Here is a 3,612-nt window from a genome sequence, read left to right as displayed (position 1 = left end):
ATTAAATAAAACAGGCGGCAATTGTAATCTATTGCGTTTCAAATAAAAATCACAGTAGTGAATGATTTTATGAGTTGATACGTTAAACTAGCACTTTGTAATAATTTTAAGTGATTTTATGTTTACAGGAATAGTGCAAACACAAGCAACAGTGGTCTCTAAAACTCAAGCTGATGGTGTGTTACGCTTAGTTGTATCGGTGAGCGATGAGTACGTTAAACATTTAGATTTAGGCGCAAGTATTGCTATTAATGGCTGTTGTTTAACGGTTGTGCAAGTTGAGCTAAGTAATCATGATGTGGTGGCGCAAGTGCATTTTGATGTGATTGACGAAACTCTAAAGTTAACTAATTTAGGCTTGCTTGAGCTAGGTAGTTTAGTAAATTACGAACGCTCTGTTACGTTTGGTACTGAGCTAGGTGGGCATATAGTGTCTGGGCATATTCATTGTACGTCACAAATCTCTCAAATAGTGAAACTTGAGAATAACTGTAAAATACAATTAAGCTTGCCAAAAGAGTGGAAAAAGTATGTGTTATATAAAGGCTTTGTTGCTATAAATGGCGCAAGCTTAACCGTAGGCGAAGTTGATGAACAAGGTTTTTGGATACACCTAATTCCGGAAACGCTCGCCATTACAAACATTGGTGCAGCGCAAGTGGGTGACAAGTTTAATATTGAAGTTGATCAGCAAACTTACACTATTGTAAATACGGTAGAGAACTACTTACGCCATCAGGCTTAAGTTAAAATATTTGTTCGTCGTCACTGTCTACGTGTAGCTCCAATTTATTATTAGCATGGTCTATATGCATATTTAAATGAATTGGGTTACAGCAGGCAGTGCAATCTTCTATATAGTCTTGATCGCCGCTGCTTGCGTCTAAGTCTAGATGTATGTGGTGTCCGCAGTGTGGGCACGTTATTCGTTGTGATAAAAAATCTTTCATAATCACTCCAGTTATAAATAATTAAGTTAGGTTCAACTTAATCGCTTACAGATGAACGTCTACTTACTCATTAAATATAGTGCTCAAATGCAGCTTATGACATTTATTTTATACCTTCAAATACCAGCTTTTCTATATGTTGTTTAGCTTCAGTAAGATAGTGACCGGCAAAGATGTTGGCATGATTTAAAATGGGGTATAGCTGGTATATTAACTTACGTTTTTCGTAATTTTGAGAAAGCGGGTAGTGCGCGTTATAGGCGCTATAAAAGTCTTTAGGCAGGGGGGCAAATAGTTCGCTCATTGCAATATCCACTTCCCGATCACCATAATAACAAGCCGGATTAAATATTGTTGGTTCTGCTTTTAAAAATCCCATATTGCCACGCCAAAAATCGCCATGCAGTAATGAAGGTTGTACCTGATGGCTATGTAGTTGCTCTTTTACGGTATTAATTAAGCGTTCGGGCTCAATAAAGTTAATGCCTTTTTCAGCGAGTAGTTGTAATTGCCACCCTATACGTTCTTCGGCGTAAAATACATCCCACTTTTTGTGCCAGCGGTTTGGCTGTATGGTTGTGGCTAGGTAATTATCTACATCAAAGCCAAACATAGCTTGGTCATGTTTTTGATGCATTTTAGCGAGGTTGCGACCCATATTAGTCCAAGTGTCGTGGGGTTGTTTATCTAAAACAAACCATTGTAAAACAATAAACGAAAACTCTATATTTGCACCAGTTGTAATACATTCAGGTACTTTAAAATTACTATTTTGCGCCAAAAGCTTTAAGCCAACAAATTCACTTTCTAAACGCTCGAGCTCGCTTTTTAGTGCTATTTTAACGAAGTAGTTATGCGTACCATTGGTAATATGAAATAGTTTGTCGGTGTTTGTACTTTGTAATTGGCGTTTGTAGGTGTGCTTAAAGTCAAAATTAATGGCTTGGCTGATGTGCTCATTTACTGTTTTCCACATAACAATTGCTCGCCTTTTAAACAGATACTTAAACTATGGCAAAAAGGTATTAATTTAACAATCTAAACGTTGTAAAATTAACGGCTATATTGAATAAAATTACACTTACTGTAGTGGAGTTAAAATGAACAAAAGTTTAATAACCAATTTGCTAGCGGGTTTATGTGTTGTTGTAGGTTTTATGTTTAACCAAGCAATTGTGTTGTCTGTTGGTTTATTTGCACTTTCTGGCGCGGTAACTAATTTATTAGCTATTCATATGTTATTCGAAAAAGTCCCGTTTTTATACGGTTCAGGTGTTATAGCGCTTAAGTTTGAAAGCTTTAAAGTCGCTATACGAAACCTGATATTAACGGAGTTTTTTTCAGACCAAAAAATTAATAATTTACTCAATAAAGCGCAGCCCAATATCGACTTTGAGCCAATAATTAGCAATGTTGATTTAAACCCTGCATTCGACAATTTGTTAGAGGTAATAGAGCAGTCTCAGTTTGGTAGTATGCTAGGAATGTTTGGCGGTACAGCGGCAATAGAGCCGATGCGTGAAAAGTTTATTGAAAAAATGCAATTGTCGCTTAGTGAGATTTCTCAAACTGACGACTTTAAAGCATTAGTAAGCCAAACACTTTCACAAGGTAATAGCGCAGAAAGCCTACATAAAACGGTGCTTAAACTAGTTGATGAGCGCTTAGATGAGCTTACTCCTAAAATGGTTAAAGATATTATTCAGACCATGATCCGCGAGCACCTAGGCTGGCTTGTAGTATGGGGCGGTGTGTTTGGTGGTTTATTTGGTTTAATAGCGGCCGTTATTTAATTCTAGCGACTAATAAAAAGCATAATCATTCTATTGCATTAAATAGTGTACTTACTGCGTTAAAAATTATTTGTATAGAATAACTACACGTTGTTATTTGTGCCTGTTATTGCACTACTTTTTAGCGAAATAATAGAGCACTAATTTGATGCAATTGGTATAACTTATTTTTTCAGGCTGTTATTATCGCCCCCATAATTTAGTCGTGTTTTTTTTAGGAGCAACGGTGAGCAAAACGTTAGCCAGTTATTATCAGCAAGCATACGCGTGCGATCAGCAACATTTTAATCAGTGTTTTTATTGTGGCTGTGAAGCGACAGAGCGCGATCATTGTCCGCCACTTCATATGCTACAAAGTATTGTTGATTTAGGTGAAGAGGCTGACTTTATCTCAATCCCTGCGTGTTATGAGTGCCACGCACTTTTACATAACGAAAGACTGATGACGATTGATGAGCGCTTTACCAAGCTTAAAAAAAAGCTCTCAAATAAATATGCTAAACCACTGCGCGTTTATAACATGTGGGAAGAAAGCGAACTTGGCGACATGAGCGACGAGTTTGCCCATAGTATTCAAGCGGGTATGAAATTAGGCAAAGAAGCCGCTGAGCGTTTAGCCTTTACGGGTTTTAGCTATGCCACAGAAGATGCCAAAGTAGCAGTGCGCGAAAAAACAAAAGAGTTTGATGTAGAAGGCATGATATTTACCGACTTTAAAGAGGCGTTAAATTACTGCATTAACGATTTAAATGTTCAAAAAAGCGACTTTTATAAAATTTTGGTTGAAGACTATCAAGGCGATTTTAATAAAGCATTGAGCCAGTATCGCCATCGTCATGACAAAGTAACTGCGGCTAAAGATGGTAATA

The 3,612-nt window shown here is 37.1% G+C and carries 5 protein-coding genes; 3 read left to right on the top strand and 2 right to left on the bottom strand.

All coding sequences use genetic code 11. The annotated features are described in order from the left end of the window. Positions 1–118: 118 nt before the first annotated feature. Positions 119–745: a riboflavin synthase subunit alpha gene (locus H5072_RS14555; protein WP_182673399.1), complete on the top strand. Its 627-nt coding sequence runs from the start codon at positions 119–121 to the stop codon at positions 743–745. Position 746: 1 nt separating this feature from the next. Here the strand turns inward: H5072_RS14555 and H5072_RS14550 are convergent, their stop codons facing one another. After that, a complete protein-coding gene (locus tag H5072_RS14550) occupies positions 747–950 on the bottom strand; it encodes a CPXCG motif-containing cysteine-rich protein (protein ID WP_002962509.1) in 204 nt (67 codons plus the stop codon). A 103-nt stretch (positions 951–1,053) separates the two neighbouring features. Continuing rightward, a complete protein-coding gene (locus H5072_RS14545) occupies positions 1,054–1,926 on the bottom strand; it encodes a fructosamine kinase family protein (protein ID WP_182693923.1) in 873 nt (290 codons plus the stop codon). 124 nt (positions 1,927–2,050) lie between these two features. Here H5072_RS14545 and H5072_RS14540 point away from each other — a divergent pair, with 124 nt between their 5' ends. Next, entirely contained in the window at positions 2,051–2,743 is a 693-nt protein-coding gene (locus H5072_RS14540) for a DUF445 domain-containing protein (protein ID WP_182693922.1), read from the top strand. 226 nt (positions 2,744–2,969) lie between these two features. Further along, on the top strand, positions 2,970–3,612 hold a 643-nt coding region (locus H5072_RS14535), incomplete at its 3' end, for a hypothetical protein (RefSeq protein ID WP_182693921.1).

This window comes from Pseudoalteromonas sp. SR45-5 (genome assembly GCF_014163565.1).
GTDB classification, from domain to species: Bacteria; Pseudomonadota; Gammaproteobacteria; order Enterobacterales; family Alteromonadaceae; genus Pseudoalteromonas; species Pseudoalteromonas distincta.
Note: the sequence above shows the minus strand (reverse complement) of the source record. Positions and strands in the feature narration are given on the sequence as shown.

Excerpts from the sequence above, each read along its gene's own strand:
- H5072_RS14555 (WP_182673399.1), top strand. The coding sequence starts at position 119 with ATGTTTACAGGAATAGTGCAAACACAAGCAACAGTGGTCTCTAAAACT.
- H5072_RS14550 (WP_002962509.1), bottom strand. The coding sequence starts at position 950 with ATGAAAGATTTTTTATCACAACGAATAACGTGCCCACACTGCGGACAC.
- H5072_RS14545 (WP_182693923.1), bottom strand. The coding sequence starts at position 1,926 with ATGTGGAAAACAGTAAATGAGCACATCAGCCAAGCCATTAATTTTGAC.
- H5072_RS14540 (WP_182693922.1), top strand. The coding sequence starts at position 2,051 with ATGAACAAAAGTTTAATAACCAATTTGCTAGCGGGTTTATGTGTTGTT.